Annotated in this window: 19 protein-coding genes and 1 pseudogene; 9 read left to right on the plus strand and 11 right to left on the minus strand. The window is 64.0% G+C overall.

The genetic code is table 11. The features are described 5' to 3' along the window. Positions 1–53: 53 nt before the first annotated feature. The 3 genes from argC to AC0L21_RS00130 all read right to left on the minus strand — a co-directional run bounded on the left by argC (position 54) and on the right by AC0L21_RS00130 (position 2,471). A complete protein-coding gene (gene argC / locus AC0L21_RS00120) occupies positions 54–1,052 on the minus strand; it encodes an N-acetyl-gamma-glutamyl-phosphate reductase (RefSeq protein WP_473256937.1) in 999 nt (332 codons plus the stop codon). Beyond that, positions 1,049–1,717: an FMN-binding negative transcriptional regulator gene (locus AC0L21_RS00125; RefSeq protein ID WP_473256938.1), complete on the minus strand. Its 669-nt coding sequence runs from the start codon at positions 1,715–1,717 to the stop codon at positions 1,049–1,051. Before AC0L21_RS00125 ends, argC begins: the two co-directional genes overlap by 4 nt. A gap of 223 nt (positions 1,718–1,940) precedes the next feature. Further along, positions 1,941–2,471, minus strand: a complete 531-nt coding sequence (locus tag AC0L21_RS00130) for a DedA family protein (protein ID WP_473256939.1) — start codon at positions 2,469–2,471, stop codon at positions 1,941–1,943. 273 nt (positions 2,472–2,744) lie between these two features. On the opposite strand from AC0L21_RS00130, the gene parE reads away from it, so the two are divergent. The 4 genes from parE (at position 2,745) to AC0L21_RS00150 (ending at position 7,221) form a co-directional block, all read left to right on the plus strand. Continuing rightward, positions 2,745–4,787 carry a DNA topoisomerase IV subunit B gene (parE, locus tag AC0L21_RS00135; protein WP_473256940.1) on the plus strand — a complete coding sequence of 681 codons (2,043 nt, stop codon included), beginning with the start codon at positions 2,745–2,747 and terminating at the stop codon, positions 4,785–4,787. Positions 4,788–5,221: 434 nt separating this feature from the next. Beyond that, a complete protein-coding gene (locus AC0L21_RS00140; protein WP_473256941.1) occupies positions 5,222–6,010 on the plus strand; it encodes an outer membrane protein in 789 nt (262 codons plus the stop codon). Between the two features lie 233 nt (positions 6,011–6,243). Beyond that, entirely contained in the window at positions 6,244–6,429 is a 186-nt protein-coding gene (locus tag AC0L21_RS00145; protein WP_007591540.1) for a hypothetical protein, read from the plus strand. A gap of 21 nt (positions 6,430–6,450) precedes the next feature. Continuing rightward, positions 6,451–7,221, plus strand: a complete 771-nt coding sequence (locus AC0L21_RS00150) for an SDR family NAD(P)-dependent oxidoreductase (RefSeq protein ID WP_473256942.1) — start codon at positions 6,451–6,453, stop codon at positions 7,219–7,221. 108 nt (positions 7,222–7,329) lie between these two features. Here the strand turns inward: AC0L21_RS00150 and AC0L21_RS00155 are convergent, their stop codons facing one another. Both AC0L21_RS00155 and AC0L21_RS00160 read right to left on the minus strand, forming a co-directional pair. Then, on the minus strand, positions 7,330–8,100 hold the full coding sequence (locus AC0L21_RS00155; RefSeq protein WP_473256943.1) for an outer membrane protein: 771 nt from the start codon (positions 8,098–8,100) through the stop codon (positions 7,330–7,332). Positions 8,101–8,279: 179 nt separating this feature from the next. Then, positions 8,280–9,536: an FAD-dependent oxidoreductase gene (locus AC0L21_RS00160; RefSeq protein WP_473256944.1), complete on the minus strand. Its 1,257-nt coding sequence runs from the start codon at positions 9,534–9,536 to the stop codon at positions 8,280–8,282. A 119-nt stretch (positions 9,537–9,655) separates the two neighbouring features. Between AC0L21_RS00160 and AC0L21_RS00165 the strand changes: the two genes are divergently transcribed. Further along, positions 9,656–9,790, plus strand: coding sequence for a hypothetical protein (locus AC0L21_RS00165; RefSeq protein WP_456764490.1), 135 nt, complete (start codon positions 9,656–9,658; stop codon positions 9,788–9,790). A gap of 66 nt (positions 9,791–9,856) precedes the next feature. On the opposite strand, the gene AC0L21_RS00170 is transcribed toward AC0L21_RS00165, so the two are convergent. Continuing rightward, positions 9,857–11,371, minus strand: coding sequence for a caspase family protein (locus AC0L21_RS00170; protein WP_473256945.1), 1,515 nt, complete (start codon positions 11,369–11,371; stop codon positions 9,857–9,859). Positions 11,372–11,580: 209 nt separating this feature from the next. Here AC0L21_RS00170 and AC0L21_RS00175 point away from each other — a divergent pair, with 209 nt between their 5' ends. The 4 genes and pseudogenes from AC0L21_RS00175 to fabA all read left to right on the plus strand — a co-directional run bounded on the left by AC0L21_RS00175 (position 11,581) and on the right by fabA (position 16,284). Further along, a complete protein-coding gene (locus AC0L21_RS00175) occupies positions 11,581–12,546 on the plus strand; it encodes a helix-turn-helix transcriptional regulator (protein ID WP_473256946.1) in 966 nt (321 codons plus the stop codon). Positions 12,547–12,844: 298 nt separating this feature from the next. Continuing rightward, a complete protein-coding gene (locus tag AC0L21_RS00180; RefSeq protein ID WP_473256947.1) occupies positions 12,845–14,413 on the plus strand; it encodes a DEAD/DEAH box helicase in 1,569 nt (522 codons plus the stop codon). 165 nt (positions 14,414–14,578) lie between these two features. Beyond that, positions 14,579–15,646 (plus strand): GGDEF domain-containing protein, encoded by a 1,068-nt coding sequence (locus tag AC0L21_RS00185; RefSeq protein WP_473256948.1) that lies wholly within the window; start codon positions 14,579–14,581, stop codon positions 15,644–15,646. A gap of 108 nt (positions 15,647–15,754) precedes the next feature. After that, positions 15,755–16,284 (plus strand): annotated as a pseudogene (gene fabA, locus AC0L21_RS00190) (bifunctional 3-hydroxydecanoyl-ACP dehydratase/trans-2-decenoyl-ACP isomerase). Between the two features lie 3 nt (positions 16,285–16,287). Here fabA and AC0L21_RS00195 read toward each other — a convergent pair. From AC0L21_RS00195 to sufD, 5 genes are all read right to left on the minus strand, one after another. Beyond that, entirely contained in the window at positions 16,288–16,743 is a 456-nt protein-coding gene (locus AC0L21_RS00195) for a TfoX/Sxy family protein (protein ID WP_473256949.1), read from the minus strand. A 162-nt stretch (positions 16,744–16,905) separates the two neighbouring features. Then, positions 16,906–17,316 (minus strand): HesB/IscA family protein, encoded by a 411-nt coding sequence (locus AC0L21_RS00200; protein ID WP_081747958.1) that lies wholly within the window; start codon positions 17,314–17,316, stop codon positions 16,906–16,908. A 61-nt stretch (positions 17,317–17,377) separates the two neighbouring features. After that, positions 17,378–17,749, minus strand: a complete 372-nt coding sequence (locus tag AC0L21_RS00205; protein ID WP_007591551.1) for an SUF system Fe-S cluster assembly protein — start codon at positions 17,747–17,749, stop codon at positions 17,378–17,380. Next, positions 17,746–18,993 (minus strand): cysteine desulfurase, encoded by a 1,248-nt coding sequence (locus tag AC0L21_RS00210; protein WP_473256950.1) that lies wholly within the window; start codon positions 18,991–18,993, stop codon positions 17,746–17,748. The genes AC0L21_RS00205 and AC0L21_RS00210 overlap by 4 nt, the downstream gene beginning before the upstream one ends. After that, positions 18,990–20,294: a Fe-S cluster assembly protein SufD gene (gene sufD, locus AC0L21_RS00215; protein ID WP_473256951.1), complete on the minus strand. Its 1,305-nt coding sequence runs from the start codon at positions 20,292–20,294 to the stop codon at positions 18,990–18,992. Before sufD ends, AC0L21_RS00210 begins: the two co-directional genes overlap by 4 nt. Between the last annotated feature and the right edge of the window lie 9 nt (positions 20,295–20,303).

The following is a 20,303-nucleotide window of genomic DNA, read 5'->3' on the forward strand; positions in this document are numbered from 1 at the left end:
CTGCAGCGCATCGCCGAGAGGCGCTGCGCCGCGTCCGGGGCACGAGATTGCTCCTACTCCTCCGGCAATCCGAGCATCAGCCGCATGTTCTGCACGGCCGCGCCGGACGCGCCCTTGCCGAGATTGTCGAGCCGCGCGACCAGCACCGCCTGATGGTACTTGTCGCTGGCGAAGACGTAGAGCTCGAGCGTGTTGGTCTCGTTGAGCGCTTCCGGCTCGAGCTTGCCGCCCTTGGCCGCCTCGTTCTGAAGCGGCATCGCCGAGACGTATTTCGAGCCGGCGTAGCGCTTTGCCAGCGCGGCCTGGAGATCGGCGCCGCTGGGCTTGCCGGGCAGCGTGTCGAGCTGGAGCGGCACCGACACCAGCATGCCCTGCCGGTAGTTGCCGACGGACGGGATGAAGATCGGCCGCCGCGTCAGGTTCGAATAGAGCTGCATCTCCGGCAGATGCTTGTGCTCGAAGCCGAGGCCGTAGAGTTCGAAGGACGGCGCGCCGCCGTCCTCGAAACTCGCGATCATCGACTTGCCGCCGCCAGAATAGCCGCTCACCGCATTGACGGTGACGGGATAGTCCGCAGGCAGCAAGCCGGCATCGACGATCGGTCGCAGCAGTGCGATCGCGCCGGTCGGATAGCAGCCGGGATTGGAGACCTTCTTCGCAGCCTTGATCTTGCCGGCCTGATCCGGCGTCAGTTCCGGAAAACCATAGGCCCAGTCGGGCGCGACCCGGTACGCGGTCGAGGCATCCAGCACCTTCGGGCCCGACTGCCCCATGCTGTCGATGAGCGCAACCGTTTCCCTGGCAGCATCGTCGGGCAGACAGAGGATGACGAGATCAACCTCCTCCATCAGCGCCTTCTTGGCCGCGGGATCCTTGCGCTTGTCCTCGGCAATCGTCTTCACGACCACGTCGCTCTGCAGCTTCAGCCGCTCGTTGATGCCGAGGCCGGTGGTGCCGGAGCCGCCGTCGACGAAGACGGTGGCGGGCTTTGTCGCAGCGCCCGTCTTCGGGGCATTTTTGGTGTCAACGAGACTGGCTTCAGAAAAGGTCATGGCGCGCTCCTTTCGAGCATGTTGGTTTCGGATGCGAAGGCCTCGGGCCTTACGTCCTGCATCAGTTGTGCGATCTCCCTGGCGTCGGCATGGACTTGCGCGCCAAGCGCATTGGCGATCGCCGTATAGTCGGCGTCGGACTTGTGCTGGTTGAGCTTGAAGCTGGCTTCGACCTCCTCAACCGTCATGACCAGACCCACGATCGCCTTCTTCATCGCCTCGAGCCGCCCGGCCGTCATCTTGCCCGACGTCCACGGCTTCTTCGGCAACAGCCAGTTCTCGAACTTGTTGCTGAGCGTATCGATTTGCACGGCCAGTTCACCATCCGACAACAACCGCACCGGCCCGGTCAGATGGACCGACTGGTACAGCCAGGTCGGCACCTGATCCGGCGAGACGTACCAGTCCGGCGACACGTAGGCATCGGGGCCGTTGACCGCGAGCAGCCAGGAGGTCGTCCCGTCGGCAAGCTTTAGCAGCGGATTGTGACGGGCTACGTGAAAGGCGGCCTGCGGCGTGCCGTCCGCGGCATAGGTCAAATAGAACGGCAGCGGCGAGGCCACGGGCTTGTGGCCGTCGAAGGCGCACATGGTGCCGAAGCCCCGCATGTCGGCGAATTTCAGGCTCGCGGCGCGGTCCTGCTTGAAAAAGGGTGGCGTATACATCGTAGTCTCCTGCTGGCCTCCTTGGGGGCCGCCGGATCAGATCGCACTGACAGGAGAGAGAATGCCGCGGACCGGATCCAGCGGCAAAGACGATGATCTCAAACGCGATCGACCGCCCAAACCGCAAAGCTGCGGCGGCGGCGACGGGCGAACAGGATGGTCGCGGCGTTGATCATGGCGCGGGGCTATAAGGCCAGATGCGGTTCGCGTCAAGGTTCGGACGTCACACCACGCGCCAGATCCATTCCATGATCTTCGCGATCACGTCGCCGAACAGCAGCAGCGCCGCCGACCAGACCAGCGCCGAGACGAAATTTGCGGCCTGAAAACTCCAATAAGGCATCTCGAAAATGCCGGCTGCAAGCGGCACGGAGGCGCGCAACGGGCCGAAGAAGCGGCCGATGAAGATGCTCGGCACGCCCCAGCTGCGCACGAAAGCCTCACCCCTGGGCAGGAGTTCCGGATAGCGCGAGAGCGGCCACATCTGGGCGACCTTCTCCTTGTAGCGATAGCCGAACCAGTAGGAGACCCAGTCGCCCAGCGCCGCGCCGATGCCGCCGGCGATCCAGACCGGATAGAAACTGATGCCGCTGGCACCGATCAGCGCGCCGATAGCGACCAACGCGCCCCAGGCCGGGATCAGCAGCGAGATGAAGGCGAGCGACTCCCCGAAGGCGAGCGCAAACACGATGGGAGCTGCCCAAGTCTGGTGAGCGCGCACGAAATCGGCCAGCGCGTGCGCAAACTGCTCCATTCAAAATAGCCTTTCCGCCCTGCCCGAAGGTGCTGCTCGATGAAAAGGACTGGTAAGCCAAGGACTTGTGTGACATCAAGTCACAAAGTCCGATCCAGACCGGACCGGAACGTCACATTGCCGGGAATTGATGGGGCTGCGGCGTAAAATCGCCGGGATTGGCTCCCAACCACACCGCCCGGCCCGCCCTGCGATAACCTTTCCAGGTCAGAAGTGGCATAGTCGGCTCAACCGATTCGCCGTTCATGCGGCCCTCAAAACGCATAAAGATATATGTCCAAGCAGTTGAAGCCCAAAGCAAAAGACGATTTTTTCGGTGGCGATGAGCCGAAGCCTCGTCCCGGCAAAGCAGCCGCGCGCGCGGGCGGCGCCGAAGCCGACTACACCGCAGCCGACATCGAGGTGCTCGAAGGTCTGGAACCGGTGCGCCGCCGGCCCGGCATGTATATCGGCGGCACCGACGAGAAGGCGCTGCATCACCTCTTCGCCGAAGTCATCGACAACTCGATGGACGAGGCGCTCGCGGGGCATGCGACCTTCATCGGAGTCGAGTTGAGCGCGGACGGCTTTTTGACCGTCACAGACAACGGCCGCGGCATCCCGATCGATCCGCATCCAAAATTCCCGAAGAAGTCGGCGCTCGAAGTCATCATGTGCACGCTGCACTCGGGCGGCAAGTTCGACTCCAAGGTCTACGAGACCTCGGGCGGCCTGCACGGCGTCGGCATCTCCGTGGTGAACGCCCTCTCTTCGCTGCTCGAGGTCGAGGTCGCGCGCAGCCAGAAACTCTATCGCATGACCTTCGAGCGCGGGCACCCGAAGGGCAAGCTCGAGGATCTCGGCAAGATCAACAACCGCCGCGGAACCCGCGTGCGCTTCAAGCCCGACACCGACATCTTCGGTGCCAAGGCCGCGTTCAAGCCGCAGCGCCTGTTCAAGATGACGCGTTCGAAGGCGTATCTGTTCGGCGGTGTCGAGATCCGCTGGAATTGCGCGCCCGAACTGCTCAAGGGCATCGACGACGTGCCGGCGGAAGCGACGTTCCACTTTCCTGGCGGCCTCAAGGATTATCTGGCGGCGGCGATCCATGCCGACACGCTGGTGCACCCCGACATCTTCTCCGGCAAGTCGGGCCGCAACGGCGCGCATGGCGCCTGCGAATGGGCGGTCGCCTGGACCGCGGATGCCGACGGCTTCCTGTCCTCCTACACCAACACCGTGCCGACGCCCGACGGCGGCACGCACGAATCCGGCCTGCGCAGCGCGCTGCTGCGCGGCCTGAAAGACCACGCCGAACGCGTCGGCCAAGGCAAGCGCGCGTCGTCCATTACGTCTGAAGACGTGATGGTGGGTGCAGCCGTGATGCTCTCGGTGTTCGTGCGCGAACCTGAATTCCAGGGCCAGACCAAGGACCGTCTCGCCACCGCCGAAGCGCAGCGCATCGTCGAACAGGCGATGAAGGATCCGTTCGACCATTGGCTGTCGGGCAATCCGAACCAGGCCAACAGGCTGCTCGACTTCGTGGTCGACCGCGCCGAGGAGCGGCTGCGCCGCCGGCAAGAGAAGGAGACCGCGCGCAAGACGGCAGGCAAGAAGCTGCGCCTGCCCGGGAAGCTCGCCGATTGCAGCGATGCCGGTCTGGACGGCTCGGAACTCTTCATCGTCGAGGGAGACTCGGCCGGCGGCAGCGCCAAGCAGGCGCGTGACCGCAAGACCCAGGCCGTGCTGCCGCTGCGCGGCAAGATCCTCAACGTCGCGTCCGCCGGCAAGGACAAGCTGACGGCAAACACGCAGCTCGCCGACCTCGTGCAGGCGATCGGCTGCGGGATGCTCGCACAATATCGCGAAGAGGATCTGCGCTATCAGCGCATCATCATCATGACCGACGCCGATGTCGACGGTGCCCACATCGCTTCGCTGCTGATCACCTTCTTCTACCGGCAGATGCCGCGGCTGATCGACGAAGGCCACCTCTTCCTCGCCGTGCCGCCGCTCTACAAGCTGACCAATGGCACGAAATCAGTCTACGCCCGCGATGACGCGCACAAGGAAGCGCTGATCAAGAGCGAATTCAACGCCAACGCCAAGGTCGAGGTCAATCGCTTCAAAGGCCTCGGCGAAATGATGCCGGCGCAGCTCAAGGAAACCACCATGGATCCGGCCAAGCGAACCATGCTGAAAGTGGTTCTGCTCGCCGACGACCGCGACACCACGGCGGATTCGGTGGAGCGCCTGATGGGCACCAAGGCCGAAGCGCGCTTCGCGTTCATCTCGGACAAGGCGGAATTCGCCAATGACGACCTGCTGGACGTCTGATCCGCGGGCGCTGCCTGGTCGGATCCCATCAAGAGCCCCGGCACGAAGCCCGGGGCTCTTTTGTTTTTGGGGACGGCAACCTCCCTACCCCGCCTCATCTCCACTGATTCTCCGCCTTGTCGCGTCGCGACTCGGCCAACGACTCATCGAGCCAGGCCGATGCAGGATTGCCTCCATTTCGGACAAAGCCGGATTCACTAACGAGAAGCTACCAAAAAACAGATCGCAAAATTCGACGTACTGCATTGATAATACGTACTTATTTTGCATTCCAACGACGACGCTCAGAATCCCTGCCGTGCGGCGTTTCCCGGCGACTGTGCCTGCTCTGCAACAGCATTTCGGAGAGAAGTAGCTATAGTCCGGGACATCAGATCACACGGACTTCAGTGCGCTCGCGCCTTCCAGACAGACCAAAGCTTGGGGAATTTAAGATGAAGAAGATTTTGCTCGCACTGACCGCGGTTGCCGCGATGACCGGTTCGGCCTCGGCCGCTGACCTTGGCGCCCGCCCCTACGTGAAGGCCCCGATGGCTGCTCCCGTCGCCAGCTGGACCGGCTTCTACCTCTTCGGCGGCGCCGGCGGCGGTCTCTCGGCCTCTGACCAGCGCGTGCAGACCACGGTCGGCGCAGTTCCCCTGACGATCGATCAGCGCCAGGGTGGCTCGGGCTGGTTTGGCACCGTCGGTCTCGGCTACGACTGGCAGTTCAGCGGCACCTGGGTCGCCGGTGTGTTCGCTGACGGTCAGTTCGGCAGCATCCGTGCTACGATTCAAGATCCCCTGCTCTTCGGCGGCATCACCGGCAACCAGAAGCTGGAAGACTCCTGGGCTGCGGGCGTGCGCCTCGGCTGGCTGGTTGCTCCGAACGTTCTCTCCTACGTTAACGGCGGTTACTCGGGCGCCCACTTCGGCAGCACGAACTTCATGACCTTGGCTGGCGTTCCCGCCGGTGTTCATCTCAACGGTTACAATCGCAACGGTTGGTTCGTCGGCGGCGGCGTCGAGAACAACCTGAACATCTTCGGCATCCAGTCGCCCGGCTGGTTCATGAAGACCGAATATCGTTCGTCCTTCTACAACGCCAAGACCCAGGACATCCTGACCGATGTCGGCAACGTCGCGGTCGGTCAGAGCATCCGCGCCAACACCTGGAACCAGACGATCTCGACTTCGCTGGTTTACCGCTTCAACTGGACCGGTCCGGTCGTCGCGAAGTACTGATCCGATCTGACCTAATCTTCAGACGTCAAAGCCCCGGCATGGTCCGGGGCTTTTTCGTTTGGGGTTATCGAGCGCCCAAGCTGGCCTTCAGCAATCCGAGCGCTCACCTCCGTCCTTGTCCCAAACCATTGTATCTAAATCGAAGCCGGCTACTGTGTAGGCCAAGCTTTCGTGAGCGCAGACGTCATTGATGGACCGCGTCACGACAGAAGCGGACCCATGGGGAGGAATGCATGCGCAGATTTCTGCTTGTAGCAGGCCTGTTTGCCCTCGCCGTCGGGCTGCTCTGGATCGGACAGGGCACGGGCACCGTCGCGTGGCCGCGATCGAGCTTCATGGTCAACCAGTTGCAATGGGCCGGCTATGGCGCAGCCATGGCCGGCTTCGGGCTGGTGCTGATCTGGCAGAGCAACCAATAGAAGAAACCAGGGAATAGCAGCATGACATCCAGTCGGTTCGATCTCCGCGGCAAGGTCGCGATTGTCACGGGAGGCAATGGCGGCATCGGGCTCGGCATGGCCCGTGGCCTCGCCGATGCCGGCGCCAACATCGCCGTGGTCGGACGCAATGAAACCAAATCCGCCGCCGCCGTCGCCAATCTGGCTCAACGCGGCGTGAAGGCAATCTCTGTTCCCACCGACGTCACCGACAAGGCGGGCATCGCCGCGATGGTCGATCGCGTCGTCAGGGATCTCGGCCGCATCGACATCCTCATCAACAATGCCGGCATGAGCATCCGCAAGCCGCCGCACGAGCTCGAGCTCGACGAGTGGAATACGGTGATCAACACCAACCTCACCAGCGCCTTCCTGTGCTCGAAGCTGGCCTATCCGGCGCTGAAGGCGTCCGGCAACGGCAAGGTGATCAACATCGGCTCGATGATGTCGATCTTCGGCGCGAGCTTCGCGACGGCCTACGCGGCGAGCAAGGGCGGCATCGTTCAGTACACGCGCGCCTGCGCCAATGCGTGGGCGCCCGACAACATCCAGGTCAATGCCATCCTCCCGGGCTGGATCGACACCGACTTGACTCGCGGCGCGCGGCAGCAGGTATCAGGATTGCACGAGCGGGTGCTGGCACGCACGCCTGCGGGGCGGTGGGGCGACATCGACGATTTCGCCGGCATCACCGTGTTTCTTGCCTCGTCCGCCTCCAACTTCGTCACCGGCACCGCGATCCCCGTCGACGGCGGGTTCTCGGTAATGGCGTAGGCCGTACGCGATAATCTGCACACAAAAAAGAAGCCCCGGACAATGCCGGGGCTTTTAAATTTGGGCAGTGATCGTCTTTTATGGCTGCTTGGTCGTTCGTTGACCCACTCAGTAGCGGGCGATGACCGGCGCGTCGAACTTGTAGCTGGCGCGCACGACGGCCCACTGGAGATCGCGCGGCTTGGCATCGAAGCTGTAGTTGCCCGACGTGCCGCCAAGTTGATAGGTCTGGCTGGCGAAGGCGGCGTAGTTGTATTCGAGGCCGACGATCCAGTTGCGGGTGATGCCGTATTCCCAGCCGGCACCGACGGTCCAGCCGTTGGCCCAATGGGTCTGACCGCCAGAACCGGTGGCCACGCCGACCGTGTCGGTGACCGAGAGACGGTTGTTCACGCCGGCATAGCCGCCCTTGATGTAGAACAGGTTGTTCTGCACGGCGAAGCCCGCGCGACCGACGACGGTGGCAAGCACATTGGCGCGCCAGGAGAACACGTCGTCACCCGCGCCAAACGCGGTGTTCAAGAACGAGCCCTTGTTGTCGAGGCCCGAGATCGTGCCTTCCATACCGAACACGTAGTTGTTGGCCTGCCAGTTGTAGCCGATCTGGGCGCCGCCCAGGATGCCGGAGTTGCGCTGACGGTAGCCCTGCCCCGGGGTCAGATCGCCGAACGGTGCGCCGGTCCCGTTGTTGATGAACTGCTCGTTGGTCCATGCGCCGCCGATGTGGCCGCCGACATAGAAGCCGGTCCAGTTGAACATCGACTCCATATAGGCCGGCGCCTTTGTGTAGGGCCGTGCACCGAGATCGGCGGCGGAAGCGGCGCCGGTCGAAATCAGAGCGGTCGTGCAGGCGAAGGCGGCAATCAACTTGTTACGCATGGTACACCCCGTGTCCTTTGATGGGTGCACGCTCACACGCAGGTCTTACTCAAATTTGAATCAAGACAGTTAAGACGTTGGATTGGCAAGCAGCGCGCCTTTAATCCGTTTGCGCTGTTGCACGCGGGCAACGCGCCGAGCGCGATTTAACGCCGCGTTATCCCTACCGGGTCCTTGCGCTACCGTGCCGGCGCAGCCTTCGACTGCACGTGCTCGGGCCGGACGCCAAGGGCGAGCAGGCGCGCCGGTATGCCCTGGAGCCACGGCAGCGCGGTGATGAGGCGCAGGACCAGCGGCACTTTCAGCGGCCGGTCGTCGCCCTGCAAAGCGCTGCTGATGATGTTGTTCTGCACGATCATCTGCATTCGCTGCGTCATCTTCACCGGGAATTCGCGGCGACGGCGCACGGCATCGAGCTCGTTCTCCGACGGGCAGCCGCGCTGCAGCTTGTCCGCCAGCAGGTTTGCGGTCGCGACCGCATCCTGCACAGCGAGATTGACGCCGACGCCGCCGACCGGCGACATCGCATGTGCGGCGTCGCCGATCAGAAGCAGGCCCGGCCGCGTCCAGCGCGGCAGGCGGTTGATCGCGACGGTGAGCAGCTTGAAATCGTCGAAGCTCTTCACATCCGCGATGCCGCTCTTCAGGACCGGCGCCATGCGAACGACGTCGTCGAGCAGCGCCTGCAATCCCCTCGCCTTCACCGCGTCGTATCGTCCCTTGGCGATGACATAGGCGCATTGCCAATAGTCGCCGCGGTCGAAGGTGATCATCATCTTGCCGGGCTCGACGCGCGCGAACAGGTTTTCGGTCTCGTTCGCGTTGCGGCCGACGCGGAACCACAGCACGTCCATTGGCGCGCCGATCTCCTCGACCTCGAGGCCGGAACGCTGGCGCACGGTCGAATGCCGGCCGTCACAGGCGATGGTGAGATCGGCTTCGATGTCCACGATACCGTCCGGCGTATTCGCCCGCACGCCGGCGATGGTCTCGCCGTGGCGGATCAGATCGACCGCCTCCGTGTTCATCATCACCTTCAGCGAGGCGAAGCGCTGGCCGGCCTCGCGCAGGAAATTCAGGAAATCCCATTGCGGCATGAAGGCGATGAAGGGGAACTTGGTGCGGAGGCGGCTGAGATCGGCGATGCGAACGGGGGTACCGCCGAACAGGCCGTCCATCTTCTGCAGGCGCTGATGCGGCAGCTTCAGGAATCCGTCGATCAGACCGAGCTCGTCCATCACCTGGAGGGTCGAGGGATGCACGGTGTCGCCGCGGAAGTCGCGGAAGAAATCCGCATGCTTCTCCAGCACCACGACATCGATGCCGGCGCGCCCCAAGAGATAGCCGAGCATCATGCCCGCCGGTCCGCCGCCGACGATGCAACACCGGACCTTCAACGAAGAGCCCTGGGGATTCTGCGACGTATCGGGTTTCACGGCCGGGTCCTCATTTACGGGTCAAGGTTTGCGTGCAGTGCAGCAAGCAAGATTCATTTGCCGCAGTTGTGAATGGCCGTTAGCCTTGCCGTCAATTCCGACTCATTCAGGAAATTGCAGTGCAGACAATCCTCATACTGCTCGGCGTCTGGATCCTGATCAACGTGCTTTTCGTCTTGATCATGATCGCACCGCGCAGGCCGCCGCTTGCGCCGGTGCGCATCGAACACAACGGTTATCCCTACGAGGAGTAGGACAAGCTCAAGCGCTTCATCAGGAATCGGGTAGCAAAAGCGTGCGCGACGCCTTCGCCCGCGTCATCAGTTGTTGCTGCGGTTCGCGCTGCGGAAGCTCTTGATCTCCGACACGCTGCCGTCGCGATAGGTCAGCTCCACCGAGATGAACTGCGTTGCCGGCGCGAGCTTCATGTAGAGCGGCATGCCGGCGCTGATCGCGCTGGGATCGCGCATGTCGCAGCCCGGCATCTTCAACAGCTGGTTCGGAACGGCGGTGTCGATGCCGATGCGCACCTCGCGGATGGCGCAGCGGTAGGACACGAGGTGCGTGTAGTAGACCAGCAGCCCGTTGAACTCGCGGAATGACAGCCAGCTCGTCGCGGTCATGTCGAGGATCTTGCGCTGGTCGCGGATCAGCGCGGCTTCGGGATCGAACCTGATCGGGAATGGGCCCTGCATGTCACCGGACTGGTCGACATAGCGGACCTCGATGGTGCCGGCCTGCGCGTCCGGCGGCAATTCGATCGACGGGTTCGGCATTCTCTTGCGCGTACGCGGGTCGAGCGTATCGATGAATCCGGTTTCGCGGAAATCGCCATTCCCGGCCATGCGCCAGGAAACGCCGAGGGTCGGATCTGCAAAGGAGAACACCACGCTCCAGCCGCCATTGTGGCGCGAGAAGCTCGCGATCGGCGCGTTGGTGGTCTCCTCCTTCGGCACGCGCGGCACCGACACCGGTGGCAGCGCCGCGAGCTTCTGCGCCGGCGGATCGGCTGGGCGCGCGGCGGCGTCCTTGGCGATGCCGCTGAGGAAGACGTCGTCGACCATCTGATCGAAATAGACCGGCACCTGCCTGTGCTTGACGGTGTCGGCCATCTCGCTGACGAGACGGCGCGTACGCTGCGCCACTTGCACCAGGTTCTCGCCGGGCTGGAGCAACTCCTTGGCGAAGGTGCGCGTGAACACCGAATTGGGATTGGCGTCGTCGTTGGAGAGCCGGTCGAGCGCGGTCTGGCGCGGGCCCGCGGAGAAGACCGAGAACACGCCTTCGGGCAGTTGCACCATCGGGGCAAGCCCGCCGCCACCGGCGACGGCGCGGGTACCTTTGCGCTCGAACGGGTTGTTGCGGCAGGCGTCGAACACCAGGATAGAGGTTCGCGCCTTCTTGTTCTGGAGGCGCTCGACGATGCGATCGGCCAGGATGGAGGCGTCACGCACCAGCTCTTCCTGCCCTTCCGTCGCCGCCGGCACGTCCGTCGGCAGCAGATAGTTCTGGCCTGCGATTTCGAAGCCGTGGCCGGCATAGAAGAAGAACGCGGTGTCGCCGGGCTCGATCGTCCGATCGAACGCGAGCAGCGTCTCCGAAAATTGCTGCCGGCTCTGGTTTTCGGCGACCATCACCGAGAAGCCGAGCTGCTTCAGCGTATCGCCCATGGTGCGGGCGTCGTTGACCGCCTTGAGCAGTTTCGGAACGTTCCTGTAGTCGTTGTTGCCGACGACGAGCGCAACGCGCTTCTCGGCACAGGCGGGAAGCGCGAAACCGCTGAGGCCGGCCGCGAGGCCAAGCGCTGCCAGTACTCTGAAAAGCCGACGCGTCATCGAAAATCCCTCAAGAACGGCCCACGCCGGTTCCTTCGAACAGCGGTTCATGGGAACCGCGTCGTTGATGTGATAGTCGGCCCAGCCACATCGCTGGTTCAACAGCCCTGAGGAGTCAGGTCTGTCGTCTAGCCTATGGTAGATGCCACCGGAATCTGCTTTTTCTCGGTGAATTCTTGTGGGCAATTCCGCCGGAAGTGGGGGCCGCCGTGTATCGCTGGTGCACCGACGAGGTCGAGCCGCACGACCGCTTCGACTTTTGGCGCGAGGTACGCGCCAAGGGCCTGTTCGGCGTCACCGTCGAACTCGAACGCGAACGCCGCGCGGACTTCTTCGGCGAATTCTCGCTGCGCCAGCTTGGCGGAGCCGGCCTGGTCGAGCTGAAGGCCTCCCATTACACGGTCGAGCGCAGCACGACCGACATCGCTCACGCGCCGGGCGACAGCCTCTGCGTCTATCAGCAGCTCGGCAGCGGCGCCTGGTTCGGCGGCATGCGCGGCAGCGACTTCACGATCGCCAATGGCAGCTTCGCCACCAGCCATACCGACCAGCCCTATCGCGCGGAGCCGCTGGGCACGGGAGGCTTCCACCTGCGAATCCTGAAGGTACCGCTGAGCGGCCTCTCCACACAGCACAAGCGCATGCGCGAGCTTGCGCCCCGGACGTTCGACGATTCCACCCTGACGCCTCTGCTCGGCGCCTGCTTTGCCGATCTCGGCCAGGTTGCCGCGGGTGATGACGGCGCCGCCGATGCCGCTTCCCTCGTCCAGGCTTTAGCCCATCTGGCGCTGATCGAGCGCGGCATCCTGCGGCCCGGCAGCCGCCTCGGGCAGGCCGCACTGCGGACCGCCCGGCTCTCGCACGCACGGCGCCTGATCGCGCGTCACCTGCAAGACCCAAATCTGGCGCCGACGATGGTGGCCGACCTGCTCGGCGTCTCCGTGCGTCACCTGCATATGTTGTTCGAAAGCGTGGCCAGGAGTTTTTCGCAAACCGTGACGGACGAACGCCTGAACCAGAGCCGCCGCTTGATGCGCGAAGCCCCGGAGCGGCTGATCGCCGACATCGCGACCTCCTGCGGGTTCGACAGCCTCGCGACCTATTACCGGGTCTTCAATGCCGCTTACGGGATGGCGCCCGGCGACTTCCGCGCGCAGGGGCCGGAGGGGGGCTAGCCGACGTTTGGGCCGTTCCGGCCGATCGGCGGATTGGGCGGAAAACCGCAGCCGCGCCCGCTATTTGGGCGAAAACCTCAGGTTTTTTAGGGCCTTCCCGCGCCTGCTCCATTGACTTTGGCCGATTCCGCCCTATGTTCCGTGGCGACGCGGTTCAGATCGAAGAGCGATTCCTGAGCCTGGCGCTTTGTTCGCGTGAGTCAGCACCCCCAGCTTCTTTGAGAGCGCGCCGTTTCGGGGTGGAACGCGACAGCCTTATTACCCTCGATTCCGAACGGCGGTTTCGACCAGAGGCTCAATGTCTTTTACCCATCTCGGACTATCCGAAAAAGTCCTCGCCGCAGTGGCGGCCACCGGTTACACCACCCCCACCCCCATTCAGGAACAGGCGATCCCTCACGTCCTCGCTCGCAAGGACGTGCTCGGCATCGCCCAGACCGGCACCGGCAAGACCGCAGCCTTCGTGCTGCCGATGCTCACCATCCTCGAAAAGGGTCGCGCCCGGGCGCGCATGCCGCGCACCCTGATCCTCGAGCCGACCCGCGAACTCGCGGCGCAGGTGAAGGAAAACTTCGACCGCTACGGCGCGGGTCAGAAACTCAACGTCGCCCTCCTGATCGGCGGCGTTTCCTTCGGCGACCAGGATGCCAAGCTGACGCGCGGCGTCGACGTGCTGATCGCTACTCCCGGCCGCCTGCTCGACCACACGGAGCGCGGCGGCCTGCTGCTCACCGGCGTCGAGCTGCTCGTCATCGACGAAGCCGACCGCATGCTGGACATGGGCTTCATTCCCGACATCGAGCGCGTCTGCAAGCTCGTCCCGTTCACGCGGCAGACCTTGTTCTTCACCGCGACCATGCCGCCGGAGATACGGCGCATCACCGAAACCTTCCTGCACAATCCGCAGAAAGTCGAGGTATCGAAGCCCGCCACGACCGCTGTCACCGTTACGCAGTGTCAGGTCCCGGCCGGGCGCGAGGCGCATGAGAAGCGCGATCTGCTTCGCCGATTGCTGCGCGAGGCCAAGGATCTCCAGAACGCGATCATCTTCTGCAATCGCAAGCGCGACGTCGCCGTCGTTCACAAATCGCTGCAAAAGCACGGCTTCAGCGTCGGCGCGCTGCACGGCGACATGGACCAGTCGGCCCGCACGGCGGCACTCGAGCAGTTCCGCAAGGGCGAGCTGCCCCTCCTCGTCGCATCCGACGTCGCCGCCCGCGGCCTCGACATCCCCGAGGTCAGCCACGTCTTCAATTTCGATGTTCCCCACCATCCCGACGACTACGTCCACCGCGTCGGCCGCACCGGTCGCGCAGGCCGGTCCGGCATGGCGATCTCGCTCGTCACGCCGCTCGACCAGAAGTCGATGGTGGCCATCGAAAAGCTGATCGGCCAGAGCATTCCGCGCGCCGAAGGCGATTTCGAAGTCCGCACGGATGCTTCCGATGCTGGCGAGCGTCCGCGCGAGCAGCGCGGCCGTGAACGTTCACGCGGCGCTCGCGGCAAGCCGCAACGCGGCCGTGATCGTGAGCGCAGCCACGAGCCGCGCGAACCACGTGGCGAGGCACAGCCTTCAGCCGAAGCACGACCCGCTCCCGAAGCAAGGCCCGTTTCCGAAGCGAGGCCCGCGCGCGAGGCAAGGCCTCCGCGTGAAGCCAGACCTCCCCGTGAAGGTAGACCTGCGCGTGAAGGCAAGCCATCATCCGAGCCGCGTGACGGGGCGCGCCAGCAGGCCAATCCGTCGCATGTGCCGTCGATCGGCCGTCCCGAGCCGCGTCGGCAACGCGAGGCCGACAGCGAGCCGGGCGACCACTCGCATCTGCCGGCATTTCTGCTGCGTCCGGTTCGCTCCCCCGCCGGGGCCTGAAGCACGATGTGCTCCGGCTTTGGTTGAAACCAAGCCGGCGCGCACTTTTTCGGATGCATTCGTGGACGTATATTTACGGGGCGTTCACGATCGTCCGTTAGCCTACGAACATAATTTAAGTATTGCTGCGGTCGACGGCGCGCCGATCGTTGTGGGGTATGTTCCGTGGTCAAGGTGCTCGACGAACACGAACGCACGATGGCGTTCGCCGAGGTAGCGCTCGGTCAGATCCGGTCGCTACGGCAGACGGCAATTCCCCGCAATTACGAGATCTGGTACGTCTACGCCACCGGCTACAACGCCCCGCTCAACAAGATCATCAACGAGACGCTGGCGCGGAGCGGCAAGCTGACCGAAGCCGATCTCGATCAGATCTACGAGACCTACCTCTCCCACATCAAGACCACCGACCGCATCGACAAGGTCGGCGCGCGCGTCATCGGCGAGATCGACGACGTGATGAAGGTCCTGGGCGACGCGCTCGGGATGACCGGCTCCTACGATGCCAGCCTGTCGGGCGCGACCGAGAAGCTGTCATCGGCCAAGAGCCGCGAACAGATCAAGTCGATCGTCGAGACGCTGCTGCGTTCCACCAGCGAGATGCGTGAGACCAACAAGGCACTGGAAGACCGGCTGACACTCTCGAAGAGCGAGATCAGCAACCTCCAGCAGAGCCTGGAGGCGATCCGCGCCGAGAGCCTGACCGATCCGCTGACGGGGCTCGGCAACCGCAAATATTTCGATCGCATGATCGACATGGCCGTGCAAGGCGCGCTCGCCTCCGGCGAGCCGCTGTCGCTGCTGCTGGTCGACATCGATCACTTCAAGTCGTTCAACGATTCCTACGGCCATCTCACCGGCGACCAGGTGCTCCGGCTGGTCGGCCTGTCGCTGAAGCAGACCATCAAGGGCCAGGACATCACCGCCCGGTATGGCGGCGAGGAATTCGCGGTCGTGCTGCCCAACACCGCGCTGCGCCAGGCCCTTACGGTGGCCGATCACATCCGCCGCGCGGTGATGGCCAAGGAATTGAAGAAGAAGTCGACCGGCGAAATCCTCGGCCGCGTCACCATCTCCGTCGGAGTCTCCATGCTCAAGCAGGGCGACGACACCGAGGCGCTGATCGAACGCGCGGATGCCTGCCTTTACGCAGCCAAACGCAACGGCCGCAACCGCGTGATCTGCGAGGCCGATCCGGAATTCGCGGTCGAGACGCACAACCGGGTGGCGTGACGCCGAAGCCGCGCACCGCCACCCGCGCTTGACATTCTGACCTGACGAACGACATCTCCCTCGCCGCCTTGAGGTGTCCGCCCGCGCGCATCCGGAGGACTTGTCGTCTTGCCCAATCCGCATGATTTTCACTCACCGCACCGTCCTACACCAGGGACGAGCTGCTGAGATCGAGCGAGGGCGGCTATTTCGGCCCAGACAATGCGCAATTGCCGGCGCCGCCGATGCTGATGATGGACCGCATCACGGAAATCAGCCTGGACGGCGGCGAGTTCGGCAAGGGCCACATCGTCGGCGAACTGGACATCGCGCCCGGCCATTGGTTCTTCGATTGCCACTTTCGCGGCGATGCCACGATGCCGGCGTCTCTGGGGCTGGATGCCATGTGGCAGATGGTCGGCTACTGGCTGGGATGGTCGGGCTCCCCGGGCAAGGGCCGCGCCATCGGCGTCGGCGAGGTCGCGTGCACGGGCGAGGTCACACCGAACGCGCAACGCGTGCGCTACGAAGTCTCCATGAGGATGGTCCGGCGCGGCAAGCTGGTGCTCGGTATTGCCGACGGTCGCGTGCTGGCCGACGGCATCTGCGTCTTCACCGCCAAGGACATGCGGGTTGGTCTGACCAAAGCCGTGGAGTGAACCTCAAGCCCTTCGCGTGGCGCGCTTGCGGGCCGGGCTCTTCTTGCCGACTTTCTTCGCCGCTTTCGCAGGCTTGGCGACCTTCTTCGCCGGCTTGTTCGCTGGCTTCTTTACCGCCTCCTTCGCCTTGGGTCGCTTCTTCACGTTGGCGCGCTGGGCGGCGGCGAGAGCCGCCCTCGCCCATTGCGCGAGTTCCGCGGAATCGTCGAACAACCGCGCGGGCAGCTCCCAATAGGAGTTCACCACCACGGTCTTGGCGCGGGTCGCGTATTGGAACGGCTTCGAGCCCTCCGCTTCAAAATCCGGGATGGTCACCTCGTCGGCGCGGAAAAACAGGCCGGCGCGCAAGGCAAGCGCGAAGTTGATGCCGTCGGCGGAAATGCCGTAGCCGGAGAACATTTTCCGGATGGCGACGGGGCCGAAATCGGCGAACAGGTCGATCAGGAATCCGCGGTCCATGGGCAGGCTCTCTCGTGCCCCGGACGCAGCGCAGCGTGAAACGGTGCGCTGCTGAGCCGGGGCCCAGCGTCTTGTACTGGTGACCATAGCGTGGGTCCCGTCTCTGCGCAGCAACGCAAGCGCACTGCAGCGCGTCCGGGATACGAGAGCAACGTGAGAAAACTACCCGTCGATCTGCGCCGGACGCAGCTCGACCGACTCGCCGCAGCCGCAGGCGGAGATCTGGTTGGGGTTGTTGAAGACGAACTGGGCCTGCATCTTGTCGGCCTTGTAGTCCATCTCGGTGCCGAGCAGGAACAGTACGGCCTTCGGATCGACCAGGATCTTGACGCCCTTGTCCTCGACGACCTCGTCGGTCGGACGAACATCATGGGCGTACTCGACGGTGTAGGACTGACCGGCACAGCCGCCGTTCTTGACGCCGACGCGCAGGCCAACGATCTCGGAATCGGCGCGCTGGGTCAGCTCGTTGATGCGCTGGGCAGCAGCGTCCGTCAGCCGCATCACCTGCGGGCGGGGCCGCCGCGGCTTTGGAGTGGATGCTGGTGTCGAGCCCGACGATATCTGTGTCATGTCAGTGATGTGGTCCGTTGCCGAGCGAATTCAATGCCAAGGATCGAAAGCAGGTTACGCGTCACCACATATTGAGCACGAGGCGAGCCTCGTCACTCATGCGCTCCGGCGTCCAGGCCGGCTCCCAGACCACCTTGACGTCGACCACGCCGACGCCGGGAACGCTGGCGACCGCGTTCTCGACCATCGTCGGAAGCTCGCCGGCGGCCGGACAATTCGGTGTCGTCAGGGTCATCTGCACGTCGACCGAGCGATCGTCCTTGATCTCGACCTTGTAGATCAGGCCGAGCTCGTAGATGTCGGCCGGGATTTCCGGATCGAACACGGTCTTGAGCCCGGCGATGATCTCGGTGGTCAAACGCTCGGTCTCCTCAGGCGGCAGCGCCGACTGGGTCTCCATCGGATTGGCTTTGATTTCGGCCGTGTCACTCATGCGAACAAATCCCGCGCCTTCAACAGCGCCTGTGCCAGATGATCGACTTCTTCCCGCGTATTATACATGCCGAACGACGCCCGGCATGTGGCCGTGACGTTGAACCGCTCTAAAAGCGGCATCACGCAATGGGTGCCGGCGCGCACGGCGATGCCCTGGCGGTCGATCACGGTGGCGACGTCATGGGCGTGCGCGCCCTTGAGCTCGAAGGAGATGACCGGGCCCTTGCCCCGCGCCGTCCCGATCAGCCGCAACGAGTTGATCTCGCGCAGCTTGTCCTGGGCGTAGGTGACGAGATCGTGCTCATGCGCCGCGATCCGCTCCTTGCCGATCGAATTGACGTAGTCGATGGCGGCGCCAAGTCCGACGGCCTCGACGATCGCCGGCGTGCCGGCCTCGAATTTGTGCGGGGGATCGCCATAGGTGACGACATCGCGCGAGACCTCGCGGATCATCTCGCCGCCGCCGTTGAACGGGCGCATCGCGACCAGGTGGTCGTACTTGGCCCAGAGCACGCCGATGCCGGTCGGACCGTAGACCTTGTGGCCGGTGAAGACGTAGAAGTCGCAGCCGAGGTCCTGGACGTCGACGGGCAGATGCACGGCGCCCTGGCTGCCGTCGACCAGCACGGGAATGCCGCGGGCGTGGGCGATCTTAACGACGTCCTTGACCGGAACGATGGTGCCGAGCGCGTTCGACATCTGCGTGATCGCGACCAGCTTGGTCTTCGATGTCAGCAGCTTTTCGAATTCGTCGATGAGGAAATTGCCCTCGTCGTCGACCGGCGCCCATTTGATCACGGCACCATGGCGCTCCCTGAGGAAATGCCAGGGCACGATGTTGGAGTGGTGCTCCATGATCGAGATGACGATCTCGTCGCCTTCTTTGATGTTCGGTTCACCCCAGGAGGAGGCGACGAGGTTGATCGCCTCGGTCGCGTTGCGGGTGAAGATCACTTCCTCGGTCCGGGCAGCGTTGATGAACTGCGCCACCTTGGTGCGGCCGCCCTCATAGGCTTCGGTCGCGGCATTGGCGAGGTAATGCAGGCCGCGATGCACGTTGGCGTATTCGGAGGTGTAGGCCTGCGTCATGCGATCGAGCACAGCGCTCGGCTTCTGTGCCGAGGCGGCGTTGTCGAGATAGACCAGCGGCTTGCCATAGATCTGCATGGCCAGCGCCGGAAAATCCTGGCGCACGCGCGCGACGTCGTAGGCGCCGTTCTTGACTGCCGGATGCGTGCTCATTGGCGCCGCTCCAGCCAGCGCTCGGCAATGCCGATCACGTGCTCGCGCAGATCATCGTCGGCGATCTGCTCGATCGCCTCGCCCACGAAAGCCTGGATCAGCAGGGCCTGGGCCTGCTTCTCCGGCAGGCCGCGCGCCTTCAGATAGAACAGCAGGCTTTCGTCGAGCGCACCGGCGGTTGCGCCGTGACCGCAGGAGACATCGTCAGCGAAGATCTCGAGCTCGGGCTTGTTGTCGGCCTCGGCTTCGTCCGAGAGCAGCAGCGCACGGATCATCATCTTGCCGTCGGTCTTCTGCGCATCGGGACGAACGATGATGCGGCCCTGAAACACCGAATGGGCGCGATCGTCGATCACGGCACGGAAGACTTCGCGGCTGACGCAATTCGGCACGGCGTGGTCGACGACCAGCGTGGTGTCGCCATGTTCGGTCTTCTGCAACAGGTTCACGCCGTTGACGGAGAGCTCACTGCCCTCGCCTGCCAGCGTGATGAAGCCTTGCAGGCGGCTGACGGCCGCACCGGTGGTCATGTTGAAGAAATTGAGTTTTGTATTCGCGCCAACCGTGACGAATTGCGAGGTGATGTTCACCGCATCCGGTGAATCATCCATCAGGCGGATATGCGCGACGTCGGCGTTGTCGCCGACCGAGAGGATGACGGCATCGCTGACCTGGTAAGCCTTGGCGCCGGCCGCGACAAAGGTCTCGATGATGGTGGCACGAGCGGCCTTCCCGACGGCGACCTGCGAGCGGGTGAAAGCCGTCGCGGAAGACGCAGCCGCGATGTGAATGATCTGAATCGGCGCGGACAGCTGCACGCCGTCGGCGATATCAACCACGACACCGTCGGTCGCCATCGCCGCGTTCAGCGCGATCACAGCATCGGTAGCTGCAGTCTTCAGCAGCCCGGAATCCTTCTCCAGCGTCTCCCGGAATGTCTCGAAGCTCGCCTCGGAGGCGAGCGCCTTGACGTCGGAGAGATCGGGAGCGAACACGCCATCGACCAGCACCAGCTTGCGGGCGCCAGCGATCGCATGCGCCTTCACCGCGTCTGCGGCCCGCTTCAACGCAGCCGCATCGGGCGCAGCCGCGAGCGGCAGCACCTCGCCGACCAGCGCGCGCAGATCGGTGTACTTCCACTCCTCGATCCGGCGGTGCGGCAGGCCGAGACGCTCGTAGGTCTCGAACGCCTCGCGGCGCGCCGCGATCACGGAAGGCGAACCCGGCAGACGGCCTTCGGCGCTGGCGAACAGATCGCTCACCGCGCGGCCGTTTCCGGTCTTTGCCACAGCAACGTTCATCGCAAAATT

The organism is Bradyrhizobium sp. WSM4873, from assembly GCF_055811355.1.

Coding starts and splice junctions, on each gene's coding strand:
- argC (WP_473256937.1), bottom strand. CDS start 1,052: ATGACCTTTTCTGAAGCCAGTCTCGTTGACACCAAAAATGCCCCGAAG.
- AC0L21_RS00125 (WP_473256938.1), bottom strand. CDS start 1,717: ATGTATACGCCACCCTTTTTCAAGCAGGACCGCGCCGCGAGCCTGAAA.
- AC0L21_RS00130 (WP_473256939.1), bottom strand. CDS start 2,471: ATGGAGCAGTTTGCGCACGCGCTGGCCGATTTCGTGCGCGCTCACCAG.
- parE (WP_473256940.1), top strand. CDS start 2,745: ATGTCCAAGCAGTTGAAGCCCAAAGCAAAAGACGATTTTTTCGGTGGC.
- AC0L21_RS00140 (WP_473256941.1), top strand. CDS start 5,222: ATGAAGAAGATTTTGCTCGCACTGACCGCGGTTGCCGCGATGACCGGT.
- AC0L21_RS00145 (WP_007591540.1), top strand. CDS start 6,244: ATGCGCAGATTTCTGCTTGTAGCAGGCCTGTTTGCCCTCGCCGTCGGG.
- AC0L21_RS00150 (WP_473256942.1), top strand. CDS start 6,451: ATGACATCCAGTCGGTTCGATCTCCGCGGCAAGGTCGCGATTGTCACG.
- AC0L21_RS00155 (WP_473256943.1), bottom strand. CDS start 8,100: ATGCGTAACAAGTTGATTGCCGCCTTCGCCTGCACGACCGCTCTGATT.
- AC0L21_RS00170 (WP_473256945.1), bottom strand. CDS start 11,371: ATGACGCGTCGGCTTTTCAGAGTACTGGCAGCGCTTGGCCTCGCGGCC.
- AC0L21_RS00180 (WP_473256947.1), top strand. CDS start 12,845: ATGTCTTTTACCCATCTCGGACTATCCGAAAAAGTCCTCGCCGCAGTG.
- AC0L21_RS00195 (WP_473256949.1), bottom strand. CDS start 16,743: ATGGACCGCGGATTCCTGATCGACCTGTTCGCCGATTTCGGCCCCGTC.
- AC0L21_RS00200 (WP_081747958.1), bottom strand. CDS start 17,316: ATGACACAGATATCGTCGGGCTCGACACCAGCATCCACTCCAAAGCCG.
- AC0L21_RS00205 (WP_007591551.1), bottom strand. CDS start 17,749: ATGAGTGACACGGCCGAAATCAAAGCCAATCCGATGGAGACCCAGTCG.
- AC0L21_RS00210 (WP_473256950.1), bottom strand. CDS start 18,993: ATGAGCACGCATCCGGCAGTCAAGAACGGCGCCTACGACGTCGCGCGC.
- sufD (WP_473256951.1), bottom strand. CDS start 20,294: ATGAACGTTGCTGTGGCAAAGACCGGAAACGGCCGCGCGGTGAGCGAT.